Origin of the sequence: Pseudoflavonifractor sp. An176, assembly GCF_002160435.1 — a bacterium.
Classification (GTDB): Bacteria; Bacillota; Clostridia; order Oscillospirales; family Oscillospiraceae; genus Enterenecus; species Enterenecus faecium.
The window spans coordinates 23,180-46,860 of the sequence record NZ_NFKO01000002.1; the positions used below are offsets into that span (position 1 = coordinate 23,180).

28 protein-coding genes and 1 other annotated feature are annotated in these 23,681 nt (G+C 63.1%); of the genes, 25 read left to right on the forward strand and 3 right to left on the reverse strand.

Going from position 1 to position 23,681, the window contains the following annotated elements; translation table 11 throughout:
- Positions 1-46: 46 nt before the first annotated feature.
- The 25 genes from dapF (at position 47) to tyrS (ending at position 20,842) form a co-directional block, all read left to right on the forward strand.
- On the forward strand, positions 47-838 hold the full coding sequence (gene dapF / locus B5F12_RS01560) for a diaminopimelate epimerase (protein WP_087229268.1): 792 nt from the start codon (positions 47-49) through the stop codon (positions 836-838).
- A 74-nt stretch (positions 839-912) separates the two neighbouring features.
- On the forward strand, positions 913-2,133 hold the full coding sequence (locus B5F12_RS01565; RefSeq protein ID WP_087229271.1) for an LL-diaminopimelate aminotransferase: 1,221 nt from the start codon (positions 913-915) through the stop codon (positions 2,131-2,133).
- Between the two features lie 121 nt (positions 2,134-2,254).
- Positions 2,255-3,154, forward strand: a complete 900-nt coding sequence (locus B5F12_RS01570) for a stage III sporulation protein AB (RefSeq protein WP_087229274.1) — start codon at positions 2,255-2,257, stop codon at positions 3,152-3,154.
- Positions 3,151-3,663: a stage III sporulation protein AB gene (locus B5F12_RS01575; protein ID WP_087229277.1), complete on the forward strand. Its 513-nt coding sequence runs from the start codon at positions 3,151-3,153 to the stop codon at positions 3,661-3,663. The genes B5F12_RS01570 and B5F12_RS01575 overlap by 4 nt, the downstream gene beginning before the upstream one ends.
- Positions 3,664-3,677: 14 nt before the next feature.
- A complete protein-coding gene (gene spoIIIAC / locus B5F12_RS01580; RefSeq protein WP_087229280.1) occupies positions 3,678-3,872 on the forward strand; it encodes a stage III sporulation protein AC in 195 nt (64 codons plus the stop codon).
- The gene (locus B5F12_RS01585) at positions 3,869-4,258 is read left to right on the forward strand and encodes a SpoIIIAC/SpoIIIAD family protein (protein WP_087229283.1); all 390 of its coding nucleotides are present in this window, start codon (positions 3,869-3,871) and stop codon (positions 4,256-4,258) included. Before spoIIIAC ends, B5F12_RS01585 begins: the two co-directional genes overlap by 4 nt.
- Positions 4,259-4,269: 11 nt before the next feature.
- Complete coding sequence (locus B5F12_RS01590; RefSeq protein WP_087229286.1) at positions 4,270-5,364, forward strand: stage III sporulation protein AE; 1,095 nt, start codon at positions 4,270-4,272, stop codon at positions 5,362-5,364.
- On the forward strand, positions 5,361-5,849 hold the full coding sequence (locus B5F12_RS01595; protein WP_087229289.1) for a hypothetical protein: 489 nt from the start codon (positions 5,361-5,363) through the stop codon (positions 5,847-5,849). The genes B5F12_RS01590 and B5F12_RS01595 overlap by 4 nt, the downstream gene beginning before the upstream one ends.
- The gene (locus tag B5F12_RS01600; protein WP_087229292.1) at positions 5,846-6,370 is read left to right on the forward strand and encodes a hypothetical protein; all 525 of its coding nucleotides are present in this window, start codon (positions 5,846-5,848) and stop codon (positions 6,368-6,370) included. Before B5F12_RS01595 ends, B5F12_RS01600 begins: the two co-directional genes overlap by 4 nt.
- Positions 6,371-6,397: 27 nt before the next feature.
- Complete coding sequence (locus B5F12_RS01605; RefSeq protein WP_087229295.1) at positions 6,398-6,973, forward strand: SpoIIIAH-like family protein; 576 nt, start codon at positions 6,398-6,400, stop codon at positions 6,971-6,973.
- Positions 6,974-7,080: 107 nt separating this feature from the next.
- Complete coding sequence (locus B5F12_RS01610; protein WP_087229298.1) at positions 7,081-7,449, forward strand: Asp23/Gls24 family envelope stress response protein; 369 nt, start codon at positions 7,081-7,083, stop codon at positions 7,447-7,449.
- A gap of 230 nt (positions 7,450-7,679) precedes the next feature.
- Positions 7,680-8,138 carry a transcription antitermination factor NusB gene (gene nusB / locus B5F12_RS01615; RefSeq protein WP_087229301.1) on the forward strand — a complete coding sequence of 153 codons (459 nt, stop codon included), beginning with the start codon at positions 7,680-7,682 and terminating at the stop codon, positions 8,136-8,138.
- Between the two features lie 28 nt (positions 8,139-8,166).
- Complete coding sequence (locus tag B5F12_RS01620; RefSeq protein ID WP_087229305.1) at positions 8,167-9,108, forward strand: DNA-binding protein; 942 nt, start codon at positions 8,167-8,169, stop codon at positions 9,106-9,108.
- Positions 9,105-10,325, forward strand: coding sequence for an exodeoxyribonuclease VII large subunit (gene xseA, locus B5F12_RS01625; RefSeq protein ID WP_087229309.1), 1,221 nt, complete (start codon positions 9,105-9,107; stop codon positions 10,323-10,325). The genes B5F12_RS01620 and xseA overlap by 4 nt, the downstream gene beginning before the upstream one ends.
- Positions 10,316-10,558, forward strand: coding sequence for an exodeoxyribonuclease VII small subunit (xseB, locus tag B5F12_RS01630; protein WP_087229312.1), 243 nt, complete (start codon positions 10,316-10,318; stop codon positions 10,556-10,558). The genes xseA and xseB overlap by 10 nt, the downstream gene beginning before the upstream one ends.
- The gene (locus tag B5F12_RS01635) at positions 10,548-11,435 is read left to right on the forward strand and encodes a polyprenyl synthetase family protein (RefSeq protein ID WP_087229315.1); all 888 of its coding nucleotides are present in this window, start codon (positions 10,548-10,550) and stop codon (positions 11,433-11,435) included. Before xseB ends, B5F12_RS01635 begins: the two co-directional genes overlap by 11 nt.
- Before the next feature lie 17 nt (positions 11,436-11,452).
- The gene (locus B5F12_RS01640) at positions 11,453-11,890 is read left to right on the forward strand and encodes a divergent PAP2 family protein (protein WP_087229318.1); all 438 of its coding nucleotides are present in this window, start codon (positions 11,453-11,455) and stop codon (positions 11,888-11,890) included.
- A gap of 27 nt (positions 11,891-11,917) precedes the next feature.
- Positions 11,918-13,753: a 1-deoxy-D-xylulose-5-phosphate synthase gene (gene dxs / locus B5F12_RS01645; RefSeq protein WP_275532685.1), complete on the forward strand. Its 1,836-nt coding sequence runs from the start codon at positions 11,918-11,920 to the stop codon at positions 13,751-13,753.
- The gene (locus B5F12_RS01650) at positions 13,746-14,555 is read left to right on the forward strand and encodes a TlyA family RNA methyltransferase (protein WP_087229324.1); all 810 of its coding nucleotides are present in this window, start codon (positions 13,746-13,748) and stop codon (positions 14,553-14,555) included. Before dxs ends, B5F12_RS01650 begins: the two co-directional genes overlap by 8 nt.
- A complete protein-coding gene (locus B5F12_RS01655) occupies positions 14,552-15,421 on the forward strand; it encodes an NAD(+)/NADH kinase (RefSeq protein WP_087229327.1) in 870 nt (289 codons plus the stop codon). The genes B5F12_RS01650 and B5F12_RS01655 overlap by 4 nt, the downstream gene beginning before the upstream one ends.
- A 4-nt stretch (positions 15,422-15,425) precedes the next feature.
- Entirely contained in the window at positions 15,426-15,881 is a 456-nt protein-coding gene (locus B5F12_RS01660) for an arginine repressor (RefSeq protein WP_087229330.1), read from the forward strand.
- 28 nt (positions 15,882-15,909) lie between these two features.
- Positions 15,910-17,601, forward strand: a complete 1,692-nt coding sequence (recN, locus tag B5F12_RS01665; protein ID WP_087229333.1) for a DNA repair protein RecN — start codon at positions 15,910-15,912, stop codon at positions 17,599-17,601.
- Positions 17,602-17,623: 22 nt separating this feature from the next.
- Complete coding sequence (locus B5F12_RS01670) at positions 17,624-18,421, forward strand: Cof-type HAD-IIB family hydrolase (protein ID WP_087229337.1); 798 nt, start codon at positions 17,624-17,626, stop codon at positions 18,419-18,421.
- Positions 18,422-18,450: 29 nt separating this feature from the next.
- Positions 18,451-18,703, forward strand: a binding site (T-box leader).
- Positions 18,704-18,726: 23 nt separating this feature from the next.
- Positions 18,727-19,596: an EamA family transporter gene (locus tag B5F12_RS01675; protein WP_087229340.1), complete on the forward strand. Its 870-nt coding sequence runs from the start codon at positions 18,727-18,729 to the stop codon at positions 19,594-19,596.
- Positions 19,597-19,612: 16 nt separating this feature from the next.
- Positions 19,613-20,842, forward strand: a complete 1,230-nt coding sequence (tyrS, locus tag B5F12_RS01680; protein ID WP_087229343.1) for a tyrosine--tRNA ligase — start codon at positions 19,613-19,615, stop codon at positions 20,840-20,842.
- 44 nt (positions 20,843-20,886) lie between these two features.
- On the opposite strand, the gene dapB is transcribed toward tyrS, so the two are convergent.
- The 3 genes from dapB to asd are packed head-to-tail and all read right to left on the reverse strand — an operon-like array spanning position 20,887 to position 23,659.
- The gene (gene dapB, locus B5F12_RS01685; RefSeq protein ID WP_087229346.1) at positions 20,887-21,639 is read right to left on the reverse strand and encodes a 4-hydroxy-tetrahydrodipicolinate reductase; all 753 of its coding nucleotides are present in this window, start codon (positions 21,637-21,639) and stop codon (positions 20,887-20,889) included.
- Positions 21,640-21,649: 10 nt separating this feature from the next.
- On the reverse strand, positions 21,650-22,537 hold the full coding sequence (gene dapA / locus B5F12_RS01690; protein ID WP_087229349.1) for a 4-hydroxy-tetrahydrodipicolinate synthase: 888 nt from the start codon (positions 22,535-22,537) through the stop codon (positions 21,650-21,652).
- A 33-nt stretch (positions 22,538-22,570) separates the two neighbouring features.
- Complete coding sequence (asd, locus tag B5F12_RS01695) at positions 22,571-23,659, reverse strand: aspartate-semialdehyde dehydrogenase (RefSeq protein ID WP_087229352.1); 1,089 nt, start codon at positions 23,657-23,659, stop codon at positions 22,571-22,573.
- Between the last annotated feature and the right edge of the window lie 22 nt (positions 23,660-23,681).

A 23,681-nucleotide genomic window follows, 5' to 3' on the forward strand; every position in this document is an offset into this window, starting at 1 on the left:
CTCTCCTTCCTTCCCTTCATATAACACCAGGGAAGGGAGTGGTGGTATGAACTTCACCAAAATGCACGGGCTGGGCAACGACTATATCTTTCTCTACTGTCCCCAGGGGGAGCCGGAGGGGGCGGAGGAGCTGGCCCGGCAGCTGTCCCACCGCCATACCGGGGTGGGGGGAGACGGGCTGATCTGCATTTGCCCATCGGAGACCGCAGACTTCCGCATGGCCATGTTCAACGCCGACGGCTCCCGGGGGACCATGTGCGGCAATGGCATCCGCTGCCTGGGCAAGTACGTATACGACCGGAAGCTGACCACGAAGACCTGCCTCACCGTGGAGACCGGGGGTGGTGTCCGCACCGTGGACCTTCAAGTGGAGGGAGGAACGGTGGCGGAAGTCACCGTGGATATGGGAGTGCCCCAGGTGGGCAAGCCCATGGCCTTGCAAGTGGAGGGCATCCAGGTGGAGGGCACTCCTGTGTGGATGGGGAATCCCCACCTGGTGTGTCTGGTGGAGGATGTAGCGGCGGTGGACGTGACACGTCTGGGGCCCCAGCTGGAGTACCATCCCAAGCTGTTCCAGCAGGTGAATGTGGAGTTTGTGGCCCCCCAGGACAGGGGGCGAATTGCCATGCGGGTGTGGGAGCGGGGCAGTGGGGAGACTATGGCCTGCGGCACCGGAGCCAGCGCTGCCCTGGCCGCTCTGGCCTCCTCTGGTGTGACGGAACGGAGGGCGGTGGTGTCCCTGCCCGGCGGGGAGCTGTCCATCTCCTGGGGGGAGGATGGGCACGTGCATATGACGGGACCTGCTGTGACGGTGTTCGACGGTGAACTTGCCCATTGACCCCGGGTGGAAGATGTTGTACAATAAGCGGAGAATTTTAATGCTGTAAACAGCTGAATACAGGAGGAACACCCATGGCCACCATCAACGAAAACTATTTGAAATTGCCCGGCAGCTATCTCTTCTCGGAAATCGCCCGGAGAGTGGCGGCGTATGCCCAGGCAAACCCGGATAAATCCATCATTAAGCTGGGGATTGGAGACGTGACCCGGCCTCTGGCTCCCGCTGTCACCGAGGCCATGCACAAGGCGGTGGACGAGATGGCCACCGGGGCTGGCTTCCACGGCTACGGCCCCGAGCAGGGCTATGAGTTCCTGCGCTCCGCCATTGCCCAGTACGATTACGCCGCCCGGGGCGTCACCATTGCCCCCGATGAGATTTTTGTCTCCGATGGCGCCAAGAGCGACTGCGGCAACATTGGAGATATCTTTGGTGTGGACAACGTGGTGGCTGTGTGCGACCCCGTGTACCCCGTGTACGTGGACACCAACGCCATGGCAGGCCGAGCCGGAGACTATGACGAGGCCAGCCAGCACTGGTCCAAGCTGGTGTATATGCCCTGCACCGCCGAAAATGGCTTCTCTCCCGCCATTCCGGAGGAGAAGGTGGACCTCATCTACCTCTGCTTCCCCAATAACCCCACCGGAGCGGTGGCCAGCCGGGAGCAGCTGGAGGCGTGGGTGGCCTACGCCAACGCCAACGATGCGGTGATTCTCTACGACTCCGCCTATGAGGCCTTCATCACCCAGGAGGATGTTCCCCACACCATCTTTGAAATTGAAGGGGCCAAGACCTGTGCCATTGAGTTCCGCTCCTTCTCCAAGACCGCCGGCTTCACCGGCACCCGCTGTGCCTACACCGTGGTGCCCAAGGAGCTGGTGCGGGGCGGGGCCTCCCTCAACAGCCTGTGGAATCGCCGCCAGTGCACCAAGTTCAACGGGGTGCCCTACGTGGTGCAGCGGGGCGCTGAGGCCGTGTACTCTCCCGAAGGCCAGGCCCAGGTGAAGGAGACCATCGCCTACTACCAGCGCAACGCCCAGGTCATCCGGGAGGGGCTGACGAAAGCGGGCCTCACCGTGTCCGGCGGCGTCAACGCCCCCTATATCTGGGTTAAAACCCCGGAGGGAATGGGCTCCTGGGAGTTCTTTGACCTGCTGCTGGAGAAGGCCAACGTGGTCACCACCCCTGGTGCAGGCTTTGGCCCCAGCGGCGAGGGTTACATCCGAGTCACCGCCTTCGGCGATGCCCAGGCCACTCAGGAGGCTGTGGCACGCATCGTGTCTGTGCTGGGCTAAATTTCATAGAATCGTTCGAGAACTGTCTCGCCACCCGGCGGGGCAGTTCTTTGTTTGCCTGTCATACCCCGGGACAGGCCCTCATACAATGGGGTGTACCATACGAAAGGGAGGGAGTTACATGGTGGACAGCCCATTTCAGCAGGTGGTTGCCCTGATGCCTCAACATCTCCGGTGTGCCCTCAAACAGCTGCCCCAGGAGAAGCGGGAACGGGCGGAGGAGATCCGCCTGCGTCAGGGATTTCTGCCCACGGTGTTGGACGGAGACGAAGAACAAGACGTGGGAGAGCTGGTGGTGACGGGGGAACTGCTCCGGCAGGTGCTGGAACAGGCCAGCCAGGCCTCTGCCCACACGGTGCTGGATCAGGTGCAGCGGGGGTTTCTCACCCTGCGGGGCGGGCACCGCATTGGCATCTGCGGCACCGCTGTGGTGCGGGATGGAAAGGTGGCCACCTTGCGGGAGATTTCCTCCCTGTCTGTGCGCATTGCCCGCCCGGTGGTGGGACAGGCTGAGGCCCTGCTTCCCCAGCTGATGGAGGGGGAGCGGCTGCAAAATACCCTGATTTTTGCTCCGCCGGGGGCGGGGAAGACCACCCTGCTCCGGGACCTGGTGCGGGGGCTGTCCGACGGGGTGGCCGCGCCTCCGCTGCGTCTGGCAGTGGCAGACGAGCGGGGAGAGATTGCCGCCATGTGGCAGGGTGCCCCTCAGATGTATGTGGGGCGGCACACCGACATTCTGGACGGGTGCGGCAAGGCCGCTGCGGTGTCCATTCTGCTGCGAGGCATGAATCCACAGGTCATTGCCATGGATGAGATCACCCAGATGGAGGATGTGGAGGCCATGGTCCAGGCGGTGGGGTGTGGGGTATCCCTGCTGGCCACTGCCCACGGGGCATGTATGGAGGATTTCCAACGGCGTCCGGTGTATCGCCGCCTGTGGCAGTCCGGAGTATTCCGCCGGGTGGTGCTGCTGGGAGGCAGCGGAACAAACCGCACCGCCCGGGTGGAGGTGGTGGCATGATCCGTCTGATGGGGGCCGCCTGTTTGGCCTGCGGGGCCATGGGCCTGGGGCTGGGGGCCATCGCCCATTTGGATGGGCGGGTGCGAGATTTGCGGGGCCTGTTGGTGGGGCTGGAGTGTGTGCAGCGGGAGCTGTCCTGGAAGCTGGCCCCGCTGCCCGATGCGTTGAACCTGGCCGCCCAACAGTGCCAGGGAGCCCCGGGGGAGTTTTTTACCCTGTGCGCCCATGGGGCCCAGAACCTGCGGGGCCGCACCTTTGCCCAAGTGTGGCAGCAGGCGGGGGAGGCCAGCCAGATGCGGCTGGAGCAGCTGGACGTGGAGCTGTTGGATGCCTTGGGGGCCGTGCTGGGCCAGTACGACGGGGAGAGCCAGCGCCAGGCGGTGGAGCACACCCGGGAGCAGCTGGAGGAGCAGCTGGCGCAGGCTTGTGAGCAGCGGCGGCGGTTGGGCCGGGTATACGGCGCCCTGGGGGTGACGGCCGGGGCGGTTTTGATGATCTTATTCGTATAAGGAGACACCTAGGGATGAATGTGGACTTAATTTTTAAAATCGCTGCCATTGGCATTTTGGTCTCGGTGCTCAACCAGGTGCTGGCCCGGTCTGGACGGGATGAGATGGCCACCATGACCACCCTGGTGGCTCTGGTGGTGGTGCTGATGATGGTGGTACAGGAGATCAGCGCCCTCTTTGACCTGGTGAAGACCCTGTTTGACTTATGAGCCAGATGGTCATGGTGTCGGGGGGCGTGCTGGTGGCGGTGGTGTGTGGGGTGGTGGTGCGCAAGCAGGCCCCGGAGATCGCCCTGGTGCTCACCCTGTGTGCCGCCGTGGCCGTGTTGGTGGCGGTGTCTGGGGAGCTGGGGCTGATTGTGGGCTATATCCAACGGCTGGCCGAAGCGGGCGGAATCTCTCAGGAGCTCATCGCTCCGGTGATGAAGACCACAGGTATCGCCATGCTGTGCAAATTCACCGCGGACTTCTGCCGGGACGCCAAGGAAAACGGCTTGGCCAGCGCCGTGGAGCTGGCGGGGACGGTGTTGGGCCTGGTGGCGGCCATGCCCCTACTCCAGGGGGTGCTGTCGCTGCTGGAAGAACTGCTGAGTTAGGAGGGAAGAGCATGCGGTGGATGTGGGCGCTGTGTCTGGCGCTGCTGCTGTGTGTGGTTCCGGCCCGGGCCGTCTCCACAGACCAGGTGTTGGAGGGGCAGGAGGACGCCTTGGGCATTGAGGAGATGGAGCGGGAGGCCGAACAGCAGGGGGGCAGCGCCGTCTATGGGGAGAGCCTGGACGAAGGGCTCCAGGGCCTGGTGGAGACGGGAAAGGGGGAGATGTTCGGCATCGTCCGGGCTGGGGTGCGTTCGGCCACCATCCTCTTTGTCATTCTCCTGCTGTGCGGACTGGCCCAGACGGTGTACGACGCTGGAGGGGGAGAGGAGATCCCAGTGGTGTCCCTGGCGGGGGCCCTAGCGGTGACGGTGGCAGCGGTGGCGGACATGTCCTCCCTGTTGGGGTTGGGGTGTACCGCCATGGAGCGCATGACCGCCTTTGCCACGGTGCTGTTGCCGGTGGTGGCGGGGGCCACCGCGGCCACCGGGGCCATTGCCGGGGCGGCGGCCCGTCAGATGGCGGCGGCGGGGTTTTCCAGCCTGTTGATGAACGTCATCCAGCGGGTGCTGCTGCCCATGGTCTACGGGTACGTGGCAGCCAGTGTGGCGTGGGCGGCTCTGGGCAATCCGGGGCTCAAGCAGATGGCCGGGTGGCTGAAATGGGTGGCCACCTCGGTGTTGGTGGTGCTGATGATGGTGTTTGTTGGATATTTATCCATGAGCGGAGTGGTGTCCGGGTCGGTGGATGCCATGTCCATGAAGGTGGCCAAGTTTGCCATCTCCGGGGCCATTCCGGTGGTGGGGGGCATTTTGTCCGACGCCTCGGAGACCATTTTGGCCTCGGCTGGGATATTGCGCAGCTCGGTGGGGGTGTTTGGGATGGTGACCATCTTGGGGATCTGTCTGGTGCCGGTGCTCCAGCTGCTGGTGCACTATCTGCTCTATAAGCTGGTGGCGGCCCTGGCGGCCACCATAGGCCAGAGCCGGGTGTGCGGACTGGTGGAGCAGATTGGCGGGGCCTTTGGCCTTATCATGGGGATGACCGGAGCCTGTGCGCTGCTACTGTTGGTGACCCTGGTGTCCTCGGTATCGGCGGTGACCGGATGAGCGGCTGGATGGAGCAGTGGCTGCTGGGTGTGGCCTGTGCGTCCATGGTGATGGTGGTGTCGGGGGCCTTGGTGAAGGGGGGCGGCGGACAGCGGGTGTGCAAGCTGGTGGGCAGCCTGTTGTTGCTGCTGGTGACCCTGGGGCCCATGGTGGGCATGGAAGAAGAGGACTGGCAGGAGCTGCTGCAATGGGATACCCAGGCCATGGAGGAGGCAGAGGAGACGCTGATGGAACAAAATCAATTGCTGTATGAATCCATCATAGAGGAGGAAACCGGCGCATATATTTTGGACAAGGCGGAATCGCTGGGTGTGACGTGTCAGGTGGAGGTGGTGGTTGCATGGGATGACGAGATACCGCAGCCGTGGTCAGCCTGCTTAACAGGGACCTGGACCCAAGCGCAGAGAGACGCCCTGGCGGACATGATGCAGGCGGACCTGGGGATTCCCTATGAGCGCCAGAGCTTTGAGGTGATATCGGGGTGAAGCGGAATTGGAACATGCCCAATGGAGAGCAGTGGCGCAGCTGGCTGCGGCAATACAAGCTGGTGCTGATTCTGGCCGTGGTGGGGCTGGTGCTGGTGGCCTGGCCCACCCAGCGCAGCGCTACCTCGAGCCCGGACACCCAGGGCCAGGAGGCAGAGGAGGAGTCCTTCTCGGTGGAAGAGCTGGAACAGCGGCTGGCTCAGGCCATCTCCCGCATCCAAGGGGCGGGGGACGCCACGGTGCTCCTCTCCCTGGACCAGGGGGTGGAGCGGGTGCTGGCTGAGGACCGGGTGGAAGAGCAGGGAGAGAAGGAGAGCTCCCAGGAGCAGACCACGGTGATCTGCGACGGGGAGGATGGAGAGGAAGTGGTTGTGCTGACCCAGTATTACCCCAGTTTTCGAGGGGCGCTGGTGGTGTGCCCAGGCGGGGACGACCCCCAGGTGCAGCTGGCCATCACCCAGGCGGTGTCGGCTCTCACCGGGCTGGGCTCGGACCGGATTACCATATGTGCGGGCGACTGAATTCGATGTCATTTAGGAGGTAGAAGGATGAGCGTTTGGAAACGCAATGCAGTGGTGTTGGCCATCGTGCTGTTTGTGGGGGTGGCGGTGTATCTCAACTGGTCCTACAACAACCAACTCACCGGAGAGGGCAGCGGCACCGACGGCAGTGACGGCAAGGTGCTGGGCCAGACCACCCTGGTCAATGGCGTGGACGAGGAGCGGGATGGAGAGACGGCGGAGAGCCAGACGGAGGAGGAGACGGGCAGCGGCTACTTTGCCAGCGCCCGGCTCAACCGGCAGCAGGCCCGGGACAGCGCCCTGGAGCTGTTGCAGGAGGCGGCAGCCGACGAGAAGGCGGACCAGAAGGTGGTGGATGAGGCCAACGCCTCCATCCAGACCATGGCCGACGACACCCTCTCGGAGGCCCAGGTGGAGAACCTGGTCACCGCCAAGGGGTACGGAGACTGTGTGTGCTTCATTGGAGAGGACGGAGTCAACCTGGTGGTGTCCTCCACAGACCAGGGCCTGAGCGAGACGGACATTGCGAAAATCGTGGAGATTGTGCGGGAAGAAACGGGACTCAGCGCAGATCAGATCAAGATCATTGAGGCCAAACCCTAGAAAAACAGGATTGTATTTTAGGCCTTGCGGTGGTATAATGTCTCCAGTTATCTGAAACCGGGCGGACGTTTGGCTGCCCTGAGAACGAAGAAGGAGCGTGAGGCAGTATGGCCGAAGGCAAGGAATATATCTCCCGCCAGGAAGAGCTGGGAAGCGTGAACATCTCTGAGGAGGTTCTGGCCGTCATCGCCGGGGCAGCAGCCATGGAAGTGGACGGCGTGAGTGCTCTGGGCACCACCCTGACCAACGACGTGGCGGCTCTGGTGACCCGCAAGAGCGTGGCCAAGGGCGTCCACCTGGAGGTGGAGGGCGAGGCCGTGATGGTGGATGTCACCATTTTGGTCAAGTACGGCTATGTGGTGCCCGAGGTGGCCAAGAACGTGCAGGACGCCATTCAGAACGCAGTGATGAACACCAGCGGCCTGGATGTGGCCGGGGTCAACGTCACCGTGTCCGGCGTGACCTTCCAGAAGTAAACAAACAAGGCGGAGCCGCTGCGTGATGTGCGCAGCGGCTCTTTTGCGTTTTGCACAGGGAATCTGCGGGGAATGGGGCTGGGTTGCCCATTTGTCCAAATTCGTCGCAGGGGGCGGGAAAGGGGTTTTCTTTTCCCACCATTGCGTGTATAATCAATGTATATACACATTGGGGGAGTATACCCCTTTTAGATTAGGCGGCGGGTGAGCCGCGAAAGGATGAAGGTTCCATGACCAGAAAAACAGCCCGGGAAATTGCGATGCATCTCACCTTTGAGCTGGCGTTTTCCAACCTGAAGGCGGACCAGCTGCTGGAGCGGGAGCTGACGGAAGAGGCCTTTGCAGCCAGAGGCCAGGAGGAAGAGCTGTACGCCCAGTTCCCCGGCGAAGGGCTCAAAGAGTATATTGTCACCCTGGTGCGCGGGGTGGCCGACCACGGTGCCGAGCTGGACGGCTACATTGAGCGCCACGCCAAGGGATGGCGGTTCTCCCGCATCGACCGGGTGGCGGCGGCCATCATGCGCTTGACCATGTACGAGATTTTGTACATGCCCGATGTGCCCAACAAGGTGGCCATCAACGAAGCGGTGGAAATTTCCAAGAAGTACCTGGATGAGGACGTGGTGCGGTTTGTCAACGGTATCTTGGGCGCATTCGTCCGGGAGGAGTTTCCCCAGGAACAGGACTGACGAGAAGACAACGAGGGAGGGGACAAGGATGGCAGGAATGTGTTTGGGATTTGACACCAGCAACTATACCACGTCGGCGGCGGTGTTTGACGGCAGAGTGGGGGTAAACCACGGCCGTCTCCTGACGGTGCAGGAGGGCTCCCTGGGTCTGCGTCAGAGCGAGGCGGTGTTTCAGCACGTCAAGCGTCTGCACCTGATGACCGAGGCGCTGCGGGCCGAAGGGGCCATTGGAGAAATCCGGGCCGTGGGCGCCTCCACCCAGCCCCGGGAAGTGGAGGGGTCTTACATGCCCTGCTTCCTGGTGGGCGAGGGACAGGGGCGGTCTCTGGCCGCCGCTCTGGGCGTGCCCTTCTATCCCTGTTCCCATCAGCAGGGCCACATTGCGGCAGCCGCCTGGTCGGCGGGGCGGGAGGACTTGATGGACCAGCCCCACCTGGCCTGGCACCTGTCCGGCGGCACCACCGAGTTGTTGGTGGTGCATCCCCACGGGCACACCGTCCAAGCCGAGCTCATCGGCGGCACCTCGGACATCTCCGCGGGCCAGCTGGTGGACCGCATCGGCGTGATGCTGGGCCTGGACTTCCCAGCGGGAAAGGCCATGGACGTGCTCAGCCGGGACTCTCAGGAGGAGAAGTACTTTGTGGTAAAGACCAAGGAGGGCTCCTTCTCCCTGTCCGGCATGGAGAATAAGATCAAGGGCATGGCAGAGGCCGGGGTAGCCCCCGCCGATGTGGCCCGCTTTACCTTTGAGACTCTGGCCTCGGTGCTGGCCCGCACCACCGCCTGGGCCCAGAAAAAATACGGAAACCTGCCGGTGCTGTGCTCCGGCGGCGTGGCCTCCAACTCTCTGCTGCGCAGTCGCCTGGAGCCCCTGGGGGCCATCTTTGCGCCGCCCCAGTACTCCACGGACAACGCCTTGGGGGTGGCCATCCTGGCCCACCGGGCGGTGGAACGGGGGATTGAGTCGTGAGCGGCGCCCAACTACCCGTCTATTCCGTCTCCCAGGTCAACGGGTATCTCAAGGAGCTGGTGGACGGCGACCCCCTGCTGCGGGGGCTTCTGGTGCGGGGCGAGGTGTCCAACTACAAGTGCTACCCCTCCGGGCACCACTACTTCTCCCTCAAGGATGAGCAGGGGAGCATCCGCTGCGTCATGTTTCGGGGGGATGCGGCCCGGCTGCGCTTTAAACCCGTCAACGGCCTGTCGGTGATTGCCTACGGCCGGGTGTCCGTCTATCCCCGGGATGGCCAGTACCAGTTGTACTGTACCCAGCTGATGGAGGATGGGCGGGGAGCCCTGGACCGGGCCTTCGAGGAGCTGAAAAAGAAGCTGGAGGCCCAGGGCCTCTTTGACCCGGCCAAGAAGCAGTCATTGCCCGCCTATCCTAGGCGTATCGCCCTGGTGACTTCCCCGGCGGGGGCTGCAGTGCGGGACATGATTCGCATTTTGCGCCAGCGCTGGCCCCTGACCGAGGTGTTGGTGGTGCCGGTGCGGGTGCAGGGGGAGGGGGCGGCAGAGGAGATCGCCGCCGCCATCCACCAGGTGAACAACCGAGATGACATCGATCTCATCATCACCGGCCGAGGCGGTGGCTCCCGGGAGGACCTGTGGGCCTTCAACGAGGAGCCGGTGGCCTGGGCCATTGCCCTGTCCAACATCCCCGTCATCTCGGCGGTGGGCCATGAGCCGGATGTGACCATCTCCGACTACGTGGCGGATCTGCGGGCCTCCACTCCCTCCAACGCCGCCGAATTGGCGGTGCCCGACCAGCAACAGGAGCGGCAGCGGCTGGAGGGGCTCACCCTCCGGCTGAGACAGGCCATGGAGGTCCAGCTGGACCGGGACCGGAAGGAACTGCGACGTCTGGAGCAGAGCCGGGTGCTGCGCAACCCCGTGGCGGTGGTGGATGACCAGCGTATGCGTTTGGATGGTGTGCAGCGCCGTCTGGCCATGGCCTTGGAGCGCACCTTGCGCCGGGGCCGGGTGGAGCTGGCGGGGCTGGCGGGCCGGGTGGATGCCATGAGCCCGCTGAAGGTGCTCAGCCGGGGCTATGCCATCGCCAAGGCAGAGGGGCGGGCGGTGACTACGGTGGAGCAGGTACAACCTGGCCAGGCCATGGACGTGCTGGTGGCAGATGGCGTGTACCACTGCCGGGTGGAAGAAAAGGAGGAACAGCAGTGGCGGTAACAAAGAAGAGCTTTGAGGAATCCATGAAGCGGCTGGAGGAGATTGTCTCCCAGCTGGAGCGAGGCGAGTCCAGCCTGGACCAGTCGCTGAAACTGTTTGAAGAGGGGACCGGTCTGGCCGCCCACTGCACCCAGATGCTGGACCAGGCCGAGCAGAAGGTCCGCCTGCTGCTGGGCGGAGAGGCCCAGGAGGAGGTCCCCTTCCAGGAAGGAGAACAAAACGATGGACTATGAGGCACAATATGAGCAGGCCCGCCAGATGGCGGAGCAGGCCCTGAAAGAGAGCCTTTTGGATATGGGCCCCCACCAGGAGCTGTTGCAGGCTATGCGGTACAGCCTGTTGGCCGGGGGCAAGCGGATTCGTCCGGTGCTGGTGTTGAAGTTCTGTGAGGCCCTGTGCGGGTCCATGGAGCCCGCTGTGGACTACGCCGTGGCCGTGGAGATGCTCCATACCTATTCCCTCATCCACGACGACCTGCCCTGTATGGACAACGACGACCTGCGCCGGGGCAAGCCCACCTGCCACAAGGTGTACGGAGAGTGCACCGCTGTGCTGGCTGGAGATGCCCTCCAGGCGGAGGCCTTTTCCCGGCTGGCCACCTCCCGGCGCACCCAGCGTGTGGAGTCCAACGGCGAGGCCTGTGCCGTGCTGGCCCAGGCGGCGGGTGCTATCCAGGGCATCTGTGCCGGGCAGTACCTGGATATGAACGGGGACAACCAGACCGAGGAGCGGCTGAACCTGGTGCACAGCTGGAAGACGGCGGCCCTTCTCAAGGCCGCTTGCCTGCTGGGCCTGACTGCCTCCCCGGTGGCTCCCACCATGGCACAGTGGAAGGCGGCCAAGGAGTACGCCCAGGGCCTGGGTATGGCGTTCCAAATTCGGGACGACATGCTGGACGAGGAGTCCACCACCCAGCAGCTGGGCAAGCCCGTGGGGTCTGACCGGGAGAACGGCAAGGTGACCTATGTCACCCTGTATGGCCTGGACTCCTGCCAGGAGCTGGTGCAGCGGTATACCCACCGGGCCAAGCTGGCGGTGCAGGAGGCGTTCCCGGACACAGGTGAGTTCCTCTGCGCTCTGGCGGATGCCCTGGCCAAGCGGGACCACTAAAAAGGGAGGTATACGCCATGATCTCACCCATCTTATTTCTGGCTGTGGCCGCCTGGGCCATTGCCCAGGCGTTGAAGATGCTCATCTCCGTGGTGGTCTACCGCAAGGTGGACTGGAGCTACCTGTTCACCGGCGGCGGAATGCCCAGTTCCCACTCGGCTCTGGTGTGTGCCTGTGCCTCTGGTATCGGCATGACCGCCGGGTTTGACCAGCCGGTGTTCGCCCTGGCGGTGGTGGTGGCCTTTGTGGTGATGTACGACGCCGCCAACGTCCGCAAGGAGACGGGAGAGCAGGCCAAAATCCTCAACTACATCATGAAAAACTGGGATGAATACAAGCCAGAGCTGTTTGCCGAGGAACTCAAGGAGCTCATCGGCCACACCCCGCTGCAAGTGGCAGCCGGGGCAGTTCTGGGTGTCGTCGTGGGGACAGCTGGAGCGTATTTTCTGCTGTAACCCCCATACAGGAAGGAGTGGAGCCGCGTGTTGCCTCAGCAATACAGCGAGATGACAGACCAACAGGCCAGACAGCTGTGCCAGCAGCTGCGGGTACAGATGATCCAGACGGTCTCCAAGACCGGGGGACACCTGGCCTCCAGTCTGGGCGTGGTGGAGATCTTGGTGGCGGTGCACCGGGTCTTTGACCTGGATGTGGACCGTCTGGTCTTTGACGTGGGCCACCAGTGCTACGCCCACAAGCTCCTCACCGGGCGGGGCTCGGCCATGAACACCCTGCGGAAGTTCGGCGGCCTGTCCGGCTTCCCCAAGCCCCACGAGAGCCGGGCAGACGCCTTCATTGCCGGCCACGCCTCCAACTCGGTGTCCGTGGCCCTGGGCATGGCCCGGGCCCGTACCGTCAACAAGGAAGACTACAGCGTGCTGGCCCTCATCGGGGACGGCGCGCTCACCGGTGGACTGGCCTTTGAGGGCCTGGCCGATGCGGGCAGCAGCGGCGAGCCCATCATTGTCATCCTCAACGACAATGGCATGTCCATCACCAAGAGCGTGGGCGGCGTGGCCGCCCACCTGTCCCGCCAGCGCCTCAAACCCCAGTACCTGCACCTGAAAAAGCTCTACCGCAGTGTCACCGGGAAAAATGCCGTGGGACAAGCGGTTTACAAGGTCACCCACCGGGCCAAGAAGATGGTGAAGGACGCCATCTTGGGCTACTCCATGTTTGAGGACATGGGCTTTACCTACCTGGGCCCTGTGGACGGCCACGACGTGAGCTACCTTACCCGGATGTTCCGCTACGCCAAGGAGCTCAATTGCCCGGTGCTGCTCCACGTCAAAACTGTAAAGGGGAAGGGCTATACACCGGCAGAACGCCAACCGGATCAGTTCCACGGGGTGGGCCCCTTTGATGTGGAGAAGGGGCTGGCGGTGTCCAAGGCAGGGGGCGCTAACTTCTCCTCGGTGTTTGGGGAGACCATGTGCCAGCTGGCTGAGGAAAAACCGGAGCTGGTGGCCATCACGGCAGCTATGCGGCTGGGCACTGGCCTGGACGAGTTTGCCCGCCGCTATCCCCAACGATTCTTTGACGTAGGTATCGCCGAGGGCCACGCGGTGGCCATGACTGGAGGTCTGGCCAAGCAGGGAGCCCTGCCGGTGTTTGCGGTGTACTCTACGTTCTTACAGCGGGGCTATGACATGCTCATCCACGACATGGCCCTGCAAAACCTCCACGTCATCCTGGCCGTGGACCGGGCGGGCCTGGTGGGAGAGGACGGCGAGACCCACCACGGCGTGTTTGATGTGGGCTTTTTGTCCACGGTGCCCGGGATGCAGATTTTATGCCCTGCCAGCTTTGCCGAGCTGCGGGCCATGCTCCGCCATGCGGTGTGTGAGATGACCGGCCCGGTGGCCATTCGTTATCCCCGGGGCGGGGAAGGGCAGTGGACCCAGGTGGCCGGGGTGGACGGCACCACGGTGATTCAAGAGGGCACCGATGTGACCTTGGTGGCCTATGGCACTATGGTGGACCAGGTGCTCCAGGCCGCCCAGCTCTTGGAGCAGCGGGGGCACTCCGTAGCGGTGGTGAAGCTCAACAGCATCCGTCCCCTGGATATGGGCCCCATCCGCCGCCTGTGTGAGCAAACCGGGCGGCTCATTGTAGCCGAGGAGTGCAACGACTCCGGCTGCGTGGGACGTACCATCATCTCCGAGCTGGCCCTGGCCGGGGTGCCTGTGAAGGCGGCCCTGATGAATCTGGGAGACCAGTTTGTGCCCCAGGGCTCGGTGGCCCAGCTGCGGGAGATGACCGGCATCGACGGGGCAGGAATTTGTCAAAAAGCAATGGAGGTGATCGCCAATGGCTAAAAAACGCTTGGATGTGCTGATGGTGGAGAAGGGGCTGGTGGAGAGCCGCCAAAAGGCCCAGGCCATCATCATGGCCGGACAGGTTTATTCTGGGGAGAAGCGCCTGGACAAGGCGGGGATGACCCTGGATGAGGATACGGCCCTGGAGGTGCGGGGCCAGACCCTGCGCTACGTCAGCCGGGGCGGGTTGAAGCTGGAGAAGGCGATGAAGCACTTCCCCATTGACCTGCTGGGCAAGACGGCGGCGGACATTGGCGCCTCCACCGGAGGCTTCACCGACTGTATGCTGCAAAACGGGGCGGCCAAGGTGTACGCCGTGGACGTGGGCTATGGCCAGTTGGCCTGGTCGCTGCGCAGTGATGAGCGGGTGGTGGTGCTGGAGCGCACCAATGCCCGGTACCTGTCTCATAACGAGATTCCCGACGTGCTGGACTTTGCCTCCATTGACGTCTCGTTTATCTCTTTGAAGTTGATTCTTCCCGCCCTGCGCCAACTCATGAGCGAGGACGGGGAAGTGGTGGCCCTCATCAAGCCCCAGTTCGAGGCCGGACGGGAGAAGGTGGGCAAAAAGGGCGTGGTCCGGGACCCCGCCGTCCACCTGGAGGTGCTGGAGCACTTCACCCAGCACGCCGCCGAGGCGGGCTTTACCGTCAAGGGCATTGACTTCTCTCCCATCCGTGGCCCAGAGGGCAACATCGAGTATCTGGGGTATATGCAGGCCAAGCCGGGAGAGCCGGAGTGGGGCGACCTGGAGGACCTGGTGCGCCGTTCCCACGCCCAGATGGAAGGAGAGAACCCATGAAGGTGCTACTCAGCCCCAACCCCTACCGGGACCGGGGGCTTAAAACAGCCATGACCGCCAAGCGAATTTTGGAGGACAACGGGGCCCAGGTGGTCATCTGCCTGCCTTTTGATCTGGAGGACTCCAGCCGGGTCCACCTGCCCGCCCACCAGCCCTTTGGGCAGATGAGCGCCGAGCTGGAGGACACCGACGTGCTGGTGTGCTTTGGCGGGGACGGTACCATCCTCCACGCCGCCCGGGACGCAAACGCTCACCAGATTCCGGTGCTGGGCATCAATCTGGGCAGCGTGGGCTTTATGGCAGAGCTGGAGCAGCACGAGCTGTCCATGCTCAGCCGCCTGACGGCGGGAAAGTACACCATTGAGAAGCGGATGATGCTGGACATCACTGTGCGCCGGGACGGGCGGCGGGTGTTCTCCGAGACCGCCCTCAACGACGCCGTGGTCACCAAGGGCACCTCGGTGGCCCGGGTGCTGGACCTGCAAGTGACGGGGGACCGGACGGTGATCTCCTCCTTCTCTGGGGACGGAGTGGTCATCGCCACCCCCACCGGGTCCACTGCCTACTCTCTGGCGGCAGGGGGCCCCATTGTGGAGCCCACAGCGGAGAATATGATCATCACTCCCATCTGCGCCCACTCCCTCCACGCCAAGCCTTTTGTGCTGGGCAGTGAGCGGTCGGTGGGGGTGCGGCTGGCCCCAGGCAGCCGGAAAAATGCCAGCCTGTCGGTGGACGGCGGCCGGGCCTTCAAGGTCCAGCCGGGGGACTGGGTGGAGTGCCGCCGGTCCCGCCACGTGACCCGGCTGGTCAAGCTCACCGGACGGACCTTCTACGAGGTTATCAATCAGAAATTGGGAAAGGCGTGAGAGGATGAAGTCAAAGCGACAGTCGGAAATTCTGCGTATCATCGCCGAGCAGGACATTGAGACCCAGGAGCAGATGCTGGAGAGCCTGCGGGCGTGTGGGATTTTGGCCACTCAGGCCACCATTTCCCGGGACATAAAAGAGCTGAACCTGGTCAAGCAACCCACCGGGGCCGGGACCTACAAGTACGTGGTGGCGCAAAACAAACAGCCTCACCACAACTTTGCCGGCCGTCTGCGCAACATTTTCAAGGAAGGCGTCACCTCCTTTGACGTGGCCCAGAACATCGTGGTGGTCAAGACCATGCCGGGGCTTGCCTCTGCGGCAGGAGCCGCCCTGGACGGGATGGATATCGACGGATTCGTGGGCTCTCTGGCCGGGGACGACACGGTGATCATCATCATGCGCACCAACCACCTGGCGGAAGAATTTTGTCGAGAAATGGAGGCCATGCTGGACTGAGAGCAGGCGCCAAACGGGGAGATTTGATATGCTTTCCTTGCTTCACATTGAGGATATTGCGGTGATTTCCCAGGCGGAAATCGCCTTTGGAGAGGGATTTAACGTGCTTACCGGCGAGACGGGAGCGGGTAAATCCATTGTGGTGGACGCCATCGGCGCCATCATCGGCGGGCGGACCAGCCGGGACCTCATCCGCACCGGGGCCAAGTGTGCCCGGGTGACGGGGGTGTTTGGCGGACTGCCCGCCTTAAACTGGTTTGAACAGTACGGCATTGCCCCTGATGAAAACGGGGAGCTGTTGGTGGAGCGGGTCATCCACCCGGACGGGAAAAACACCTGTCGGGTCAACGGGCACCCGGTGCTGGTGACCCAGCTGCGGGAGCTGGGCAGCCAGCTTTTGAACATCCACGGCCAGCACGACGGCCAGCAGCTCTTAGACGAGGAGACCCACCTGGAGAGCCTGGATAACTTCGCCCACCTGGCTCCCCAGCGCCAGAATTACACTGCGGCCTATGAGCGTGTGAAGGACCTGCGGGCCCAGCTCAAAGCGGTGCAGATGGACGAGGGGGAGAAGGCCCGGCGCATGGACACCCTCCAGCACCAGATTGGAGAGCTGGAGCGGGCCCAGCTGCGGGTGGGTGAGGAGGCGGAGCTCACCGCCCAGCGGGAGATTCTCCGCAACGCCGAGCGCATCACCGATGCCGTGGACCAGGCGTGGCAGGCCCTCACCGGGGGCGAGATGTCCGACGGAGCGGTGGCCCTGCTGACAAGCGCCGAAAACGCCCTGACCCAGGGGGGGCGGTACAGCGCCGAGCTGTCCGAGCTGGCCCAGAAGGTGTCCCAGTTGCGCTACGCCGCCGACGATGTGGCGGAACTGGTGCGGGACGCCCGCAGCGGCCTGGACTTCTATCCCGGCCAGCTGGACGACGTGGAGGAGCGGCTGGACCTGCTCCACCGCCTCAAGCGCAAGTACGGAGCGGACGAGGAGGAGATGCTGGCTTATCTGGACCGGTGCCAGACCGAGTTGGACAACATCCAGTTCTCCGACGAGCGCCGGGAGAAGCTGGAGCGGGAAGTGGCCCAGGCGGTGCAGGCGGCCCAACAGGAGGCTGAACAACTGTCCAAGGCCCGTCAGAAGGCGGCCAAGGAATTGTCCCGGCGCATTCAGCAGGAGCTGTCCGACCTGGACATGCCCCGGGTGCGGTTTGAAGTGGAATTTGGCCCCGTGGAAGGGGAGGACGGCCTCAATGAGTTCGGCATGGACCGGGTCCGGTTCCTCATGTCCGCCAACTTGGGGGAGGATTTGAAGCCCATCAACCGCATCGCCTCCGGCGGCGAGCTCAGCCGCATCATGCTGGCGCTGAAAAACGTGCTGGCCGAGACTGACTGCGTCACCACCATGGTCTTTGACGAGGTGGACACCGGAGTATCCGGTCGAGCCGCCACCAAAGTGGCCCAGAAGCTCAGCCAGGTGGCCCGGGGCCGCCAGGTGCTGTGCGTCACCCACCTGCCCCAGATCGCCGCCATGGGCGACGTGCACTTCTCGGTGGAGAAGGGGGAGCGGGATGGCCGCACCTACACCCGGGTGGAGCAGTTGGACCGGCCACGCCGCCGGGAAGAGCTGGCCCGCCTCAGCGGCGGCGCTTCCACCGCCATCCTGTTGGAAGGGGCGGAGGAGTTGCTGCAAAAGGCGGAAGCCTGGAAACAGACACAAGCATAACCATACACGGAGGAACTTACCCATGATACGCGCGATCTTTTTTGACATTGACGGCACCATGGTCTCGTATAAAAACAAGATCATGTCCCAGCAGCTCCGAGACGACCTGTTTGCCCTCCAGCGGGCGGGCATTCGTATTTTCGTCTGTTCCGGACGGGCACCCCAGGACCTGGAGAGCACCGGAATGCTGCGGGATGTGGTGTTTGACGGTTATATCACCTTGAATGGTCAGTGCTGCTTCAATGCCCAGGGGGTATATCGGGATAACCCCTTGCCCCTGGAGGACCTGCGGAACGCCAAGGATGTGCTGGAGGCCCACCCGGAACTGGCTGCCCTGGTGGAAGAAAACGGGGTGAGCTATCTCACCTGCCACAATCGACGGGTGGACGAGGTGTTCGAGTTTTTGCACACCAAGCAGTACCCCGTCCTGTCTGCCCAGCGGATGCTGGAAGGCAAAGTGTATCAGTTCATTCCCCTGGTCAACCAGGAGGAGGAACACCTGTTCGTCTCCGTCATGCCCGGGTGCAGCTACAGCCGCTGGCACCCTCTGGGCATTGACGTGATGTCCAAAGGCGAGGGCAAGGCCGACGGCATCCGGGCCACCATGGCCCACTACGGCCTGAGCCCAGAGGAGACCATGGCCTTCGGCGACGGAGAGAACGACCTGACCATGATGGCCCTGGTGGGAACCAGCGTGGCCATGGGCGGGGCAGACCAGCGGGTGAAGGAATTGGCGGATTACGTCACTGCTACCGTGGAGGAGAAGGGCATTTCCAAGGCCCTGCGCCACTTCTCGCTGCTGCCCGCAGAAAGCGTTTGACAACCACAGACAACTGTGCTATCATCAGTGACAATGCAGAGAAGAGGAGAAGTATCTCCCCAGACCGCTGCCCAGAGAGCTTCCGGTGGGTGCAAGGAAGAGAGCGTCGGGGAGGGAATACACCTTGGAGCAGCCTTCTGAAACGGCCCCCTTGGGCTGCAAGTAGGAACGGACGGGTGCGCCCGATATTGCGCGTTGGAGTTTGAAGAAAAACTCCCTGAGGCCGACTTTCGTGAGGAAGCGACAAACAGAGGTGGTACCGCGTCTTTTCACGCCCTCTGTCCTACGGGACAGGGGGTGTTTTTTTGTCAAAAGAAAAGGAAGAACGCAGTGGTGTGGTGCTGGTATTTCTGGCGGCCATCCTGTACAGCTTGGGCGGGGTGTGTATCAAGGTGATCCCCTGGAGCGGCATGTCCATCAACAGCGGGCGCAATCTCATCGCCCTGGTGGTCATCGGCCTCTACCTGTGGCGGGTGGGACATCGGCCCCGGTTCAATCCCTGGATCGGGCTGGGTGCTGTGGCCATCTGCGGCACCAACACCCTGTTTACCTTGGCCAACAAGATGACCACGGCGGCCAACGCCATTGTGCTGCAATTCACCGCCCCCATCTTCGTGCTGCTGCTCACCGCCCTGGTGTGGCGGAAAATGCCCCGGAAGGGCGAGCTGGTGGCCTGCGGTGTGGTGGTGCTGGGTGTGCTGTGCTTTTTCGTGGACAGCCTCCAGGCAGGGGGCATGGGGGGCAACGTGGTGGCCCTGCTGTCCGGGTTCAGCTATGCGGGGGTGTTCCTCCTCCAGGACATGCCCGACTCCGACCCCATCTCCTCGGTGTTCTGGGGCAATGTGGGCAGCGCCCTCATTGGGTTGCCTTGGCTGATGGGGGAGACAAGGGTTAGCTCGGTGACCCTGTTGAGCCTGGTGGTGCTGGGTGTGTTCCAGGTGGCCCTGGCCTACATCCTGCTGACCCTGGGTCTGGCCCGCACCTCGGCGGTGACGGCCAGCCTGGTGTCGGGCATCGAACCTATCTTGAACCCCATTCTGGTGGCCCTCATTTACCACGAGACCATCGGTCCCGTGTCCCTGGTGGGTGCGGTGATCGTCATTGGCGGCGTGGTTGGGTATAATGTGTGGAAGACCAAAGCCGATGCGGCCCAGGCTGTGGCGGCAAAATCATAACAAAGGAGTAGACCAAATGAAATTGTACGATGAACTGGTGGCCCGTGGCCTCATCGCCCAGGTCACCAACGAGGAAGAAATTCGAGAGATGATCGACAACGGCAAAGCCACCTTCTACATCGGCTTTGACCCCACCGCCGACTCCCTCCACGTGGGCCACTTCATGGCTCTGTGCCTGATGAAGCGGCTGCAGATGGCGGGCAACCGCCCCATCGCCCTCATCGGTGGCGGCACCGGCATGGTGGGCGACCCCTCCGGCCGCAGCGACATGCGCACCATGATGACCCCCGAGACCATCCAGCACAACTGCGAGTGCTTCAAAAAGCAGATGGAGCGGTTCATCGAGTTCGGCGAGGGCAAGGCCATGATGGTCAACAACGCCGACTGGCTGATGAACCTCAACTACGTGGAGCTGCTGCGGGAAGTGGGCGCCTGTTTCTCCGTGAACAACATGCTCCGGGCCGAGTGCTACAAGCAGCGCATGGAGAAGGGCCTGAGCTTCCTGGAGTTCAACTACATGATCATGCAGTCCTACGACTTCTACTACCTGTTCCAGCACTACAACTGCAACATGCAGTTCGGCGGCAACGACCAGTGGTCCAACATGCTGGGCGGCACGGAGCTCATCCGCCGCAAGCTGGGCCAGGATGCCCACGCCATGACCATCACCCTGCTGCTCAACAGCGAGGGCAAGAAGATGGGCAAGACCGCCGCCGGTGCCGTGTGGCTGGACCCCAACAAGACCAGCCCCTACGACTTCTACCAGTACTGGCGCAACGTGGAGGATGCGGACGTGCTCAAGTGCATCCGCATGCTCACCTTCCTGCCTCTGGAGCAGATCGACGAGATGGACCAATGGGAGGGCAGCCAGTTGAATAAGGCCAAGGAGATCCTGGCCTACGAGCTCACCGCTCTGGTCCACGGCAAGGAGGAGGCAGAGAAGGCCCAGGCCGCTGCCAAGGCCCTGTTTGCCGGCGGCGGGGACCGCTCCAGCATGCCCACCACCACCCTGTGCCAGGACGACTTCTGCGAGGGCAAGATCGGCCTTCTGGACCTGCTGGTCAAGTGCGGTCTGTGCCCCTCCAAGGGTGAGGCCCGCCGCCTGGTGCAGCAGGGCGGCGTGTCCGTCAACGACACCAAGGTCACCGACGTCAACGCTCAGTTCTGCTGCCAGGACTGCGGCGCCGACGGTGCCATCATCAAGAAGGGCAAGAAAGTGTTCCACTGCGTGAAGATTGCCGAATAAGAAAAAATCCTCTTGGACAGCGGCTGCTGTCCAAGAGGATTTTTTTACACCAAATAGGACATGTCGTAGAGGCCCGGGGCCTGTACCCCGGTGAGGAATTTGGCGGCCCGTACCGCACCGCTGGCGAACACCTCGCGGCTGGCGGCATGGTGGCTGAGCTCAATGACCTCGTCCCGTCCAGCAAAGATCACCGTGTGGTCTCCCACAATGGTGCCCCCACGCACGGCGGAGATGCCAATCTCGTGGGGCCCACGGGGCTGGCGCACACTGTGGCGGTCGTACACGTACTCCGGCAGGTAGGGCAGAGCAGAGGCGGCGGCGTCGGCGATCATCAGGGCGGTGCCGCTGGGGGCGTCCACCTTCCGGTGGTGGTGCCGCTCCACGATCTCCACATCGTAGTCCAGCCCCAGCACCGAGGCGGCCTTCTTCACCAGGTCCAGCAGCACATTCACACCCAGAGACATGTTGGCCGAGCGAAACACGGGGATGTGGGTGGCGGCCTCCGAGATGGCGTCCAGCTGCTGCTGGTCATAGCCCGTGGTGGCCAGCACCACCGGCAGATTCCGGGCCTGGCACATCTCCAGCAGAGGGGCCAGGGCGGAGGGGTGGGAGAAGTCAATGACGGCGTCCGCCTCCACGTCGCAGGCGGCGGGGGAGGAGAACACGGGGAAGTTGGGGTTGGGCTGGCCCAGAATGTCGATGCCCGCCACCACCTCCACCTGGGGGTCCGTGGCGCAGATGTCAGCGACCACACGGCCCATGTGGCCGTTGCAGCCGGAAATGATTATCTTTTGCATGGGGCAGCCCTCACAGAAGACCCATACGGGCCATGGAACTACGCAGGGTCTCCAGGTTCTTCTCGGACATCTCGCACAGGGGCAGGCGCAGTCCGCCCATCTCCATGCCAACCAGGTTCAAAGCGGCCTTGATGGGAATGGGATTGACCTCCAGGAACAGGGCGTCAATGAGGTCCATGTACTTGATTTGCAGCTTGGAGGCGGCCTCGAAGTCGTTGTCCAGACACAGCTTGGTCATCTTCACCATCACCTCGGGGATGAGGTTGGAGGCCACCGAGATGACGCCCTTGGCCCCCAGGGCCATCATGGGCACTACCTGGTCGTCGTTGCCCGACCAGATGTAGAAGTCGTCCCCGCACAGGAAACGGGTGTGGGCCAGCAGGGAGAAGTTGCCGGAGGCCTCCTTCACGCCGTTGAACTGGGGGTTCTGGGACAGGTGACGGTAGGTCTCGGCGGTGAAGGACACGCCGGTACGGCTGGGCACGTTGTAGAGGATGATGGGAAGGTCCACCCGGTCGGCGATGTACTCGTAGTGGCGGATGAGGCCGGTCTGGCTGGCCTTGTTGTAGTAGGGGGTGACGTGGAGCAGGGCGTCAGCTCCGGAGTCCTGGGCGTGCTGGGACAGATAGACCGCGGCAGAGGTGTCGTTGCTGCCCGCTCCGGCGATCACCTTGACCCGGTGGTTGACTCGCTTGACGCAGAACTCCACGGCGGCGATGTGCTCCCGAATGGACATGGTGGCAGACTCGCCGGTGGTGCCGCAGACGCACACGGCATCCACCCCGGCTTCAATTTGCGCGTCGATGAGTTTGCCGAAGGCGTCGTAATTGATGGCGCCGTTTTGGTCAAAGGGGGTGACCAGCGCCGGACAGGAACCGGTGAACACGGGTGTGCGCATAGGGCAACTTCCTTTCTGTTTCAAATTCATGGATTAGCGGACGGGCTCAATGTACCCCTCCGCGCACAAAAGCTCGGCCAGCAGCACCGCGCCGCCGGCGGCGCCCCGCAGGGTGTTGTGGGAGAGGGAGACGAACTTGTAGTCGTACTGGGTGTCGGGGCGCAGACGGCCCACGGAGACAGCCATGCCGCCCTCCAGCTCCCGGTCCAGCTTGGCCTGGGGACGGTCGGGCTCCTCAAAGTAGTGGAGGAACTGCTGAGGGGCGGTGGGCAGCTTCAGCGCCTGGGCTCGGCCCTGATAGGTGCGCCAGGCCTCCTTCATCTGCTCCTCGGTGGGCTTATTTTTAAACGTGACAAAGACGGCGGCGGTGTGGCCGTTGGACACGGGCACCCGCAGGCACTGGGCGGTGATGGCAGGGGCGTCTGCGTTGACGATGACCCCGTTTTCCACCCGGCCCCACACCTTCAAAGGCTCCTGCTCGCTCTTCTCCTCCTCACCGCCGATGTAGGGGATCAGGTTATCCACCATCTCCGGCCAGGTCTCAAAGGTCTTACCGGCTCCAGAAATGGCCTGATAGGTGCACACCAGAATCTTCTCAATGCCATAGCCCAGCAGGGGAGTGAGGGCGGGGACATAGCTCTGGATGGAGCAGTTGGATTTCACGGCGATAAAACCACGCTGGGTGCCCAGCCGCTGTTTCTGGGCGGGGATGACCTCCAGGTGCTGGGGGTTGACCTCGGGAATCACCATGGGCACGTCGGGAGTCCAGCGGTGGGCGGAGTTGTTGGACACCACCGGGCACTCATGGCGGGCATATTCCTCCTCCAGGGCCTGGATGGCGTCCTTGGACATGTCCACAGCGGAGAAGACAAAGTCCACCTGGCTGGCGATGGTCTCCACGTCGTCCTGGGCGCTGAGCAGCACCATGTCCTTTGCTACCTCAGGAATGGGCACGTCCATGGCCCAGCGGCCCGCTACGGCCTCCTCATACCGCTTCCCGGCAGAGCGGGGGCTGGCGGCCAGAACGGTGAGGCGGAACCAGGGGTGGTTGGCCAACAGGGTGACGAAACGCTGGCCCACCATGCCGGTGGCGCCGATGATACCTACTTTGTATTCATGCACGGAAATGACCTCCTCCTGCCCA